5 protein-coding genes are annotated in these 1248 nt (G+C 39.0%); all 5 read left to right on the top strand.

All coding sequences use genetic code 11. The features are described 5' to 3' along the window. The coding region (locus BA70_RS20470; RefSeq protein WP_204368302.1) for a hypothetical protein at positions 1-183 on the top strand (183 nt) is incomplete at its 5' end. 67 nt (positions 184-250) lie between these two features. Next, positions 251-430 carry an XkdX family protein gene (locus BA70_RS18795; protein WP_034325267.1) on the top strand — a complete coding sequence of 60 codons (180 nt, stop codon included), beginning with the start codon at positions 251-253 and terminating at the stop codon, positions 428-430. A 61-nt stretch (positions 431-491) separates the two neighbouring features. Further along, positions 492-704 (top strand): BhlA/UviB family holin-like peptide, encoded by a 213-nt coding sequence (locus tag BA70_RS18790; RefSeq protein WP_034325266.1) that lies wholly within the window; start codon positions 492-494, stop codon positions 702-704. Positions 705-723: 19 nt separating this feature from the next. Next, the gene (locus BA70_RS18785; RefSeq protein WP_034325265.1) at positions 724-987 is read left to right on the top strand and encodes a phage holin; all 264 of its coding nucleotides are present in this window, start codon (positions 724-726) and stop codon (positions 985-987) included. Positions 988-1041: 54 nt separating this feature from the next. Then, positions 1042-1248 (top strand): N-acetylmuramoyl-L-alanine amidase family protein (locus BA70_RS18780; RefSeq protein WP_034325264.1); only part of this gene is annotated, 207 nt, incomplete at its 3' end.

Genomic DNA, 1248 nt, shown 5'->3' with positions numbered 1-1248 from the left:
GAAAAAATATTTTATGAGAGTTATAAAACGTATAAAAAAAACCCAAAGGCTATACAGATAAACAGCCACCAGATGGGCTATTTATTGCAAAGTATGATCCCAATAAAGAAGAATGGTTTGAGGCGGCAACTAAAGAATACATTGATAGCTTGCAGCCTGATCCACCGCCACCAGATGATGTAACGACGCTAAAAAAACAAGTCGCTCTCCTTACATTACAGCTTTCGCAGTTGCAGAAAGGTGGGGCATCATGATTTATCCAACGGCTGCCGATATAAAAGTATTTTGGGATTGGGGCGTTTACACTCTTGAGATCATGCGGAAATATGTCGCATTAGAAGTAATAACAAAAGAAGAATTTGAGCAGATCACAGGCGTTTCGTTTGATAAGCCAGCTGCTTCTGCGGATTTAGGAACAACAGCATCTTAACAGGTGCTTTTTATTTTGCCTTCGAAAGGAGGTGGACAAAATGAGGGAGTAGGTGAGTGAAATGGAAATGGATTTGGCGCAGTATTTAATGACACAAGGACCGTTTGCGGTGTTGTTTTGTTGGGTGCTGTTTTATGTGCTCAACACAACAAAAGAGCGTGAAAACAAACTTATTGAGCAAATAGATGCTCAAAACCATGTGCTAGAAAAATTCAGTGAGAAATATGACGTTGTCATTGAAAAACTAGATCGTATCGAAAGAAACCAAAAATAAAAGAAATGGGGAATTGAATATGAATAATTTAGACAAAGGCACTGTGATCCGCACGGTGCTTCTTTTAGTGGCTTTGATTAATCAGTTTTTAGTGATGTTCGGAAAGACACCTTTACCATTGGATGAAGAATCAGTAAACAATTTAGCAGACGTTTTATATGTAGCTGTCTCAACACTCTTTACAACGGTTATGACGCTTATCACATGGTTCAAAAACAACTATGTGACCGATAAAGGTAAGCAACAAAAGGAAGTCCTAAAACAAAAAGGATTAACGAAGTAAAGGGCTGCCCTAGGCGGCCTTTTTCTATCCAAAAAATGATTGGAGAGAATTAATATGACAAAGAAAATTATGATTGATCCGGGACACGGCGGGCACGATCCCGGCGCAGTAGCACACGGATTAAAAGAAAAGGATCTTGTACTAAAGGTCGCAAAGAAAACAAAGGCGATTCTCGAAAAGGTTTATGGGGCAGCAGTCAAACTTACGCGATCAACTGATGTTTATATTGATCTATCCCAAAGAGCAAGACTAGCAAATAAT

Origin of the sequence: Bacillus zhangzhouensis, from assembly GCF_000715205.1 — a bacterium.
In the GTDB taxonomy this organism is placed as follows: domain Bacteria; phylum Bacillota; class Bacilli; order Bacillales; family Bacillaceae; genus Bacillus; species Bacillus zhangzhouensis.
The sequence above is the reverse complement of the archived record's forward strand: the minus strand, read 5'-3'. Positions and strand labels throughout refer to the sequence as shown.

Coding starts and splice junctions, on each gene's coding strand:
- BA70_RS18795 (WP_034325267.1), top strand. CDS start 251: ATGATTTATCCAACGGCTGCCGATATAAAAGTATTTTGGGATTGGGGC.
- BA70_RS18790 (WP_034325266.1), top strand. CDS start 492: ATGGAAATGGATTTGGCGCAGTATTTAATGACACAAGGACCGTTTGCG.
- BA70_RS18785 (WP_034325265.1), top strand. CDS start 724: ATGAATAATTTAGACAAAGGCACTGTGATCCGCACGGTGCTTCTTTTA.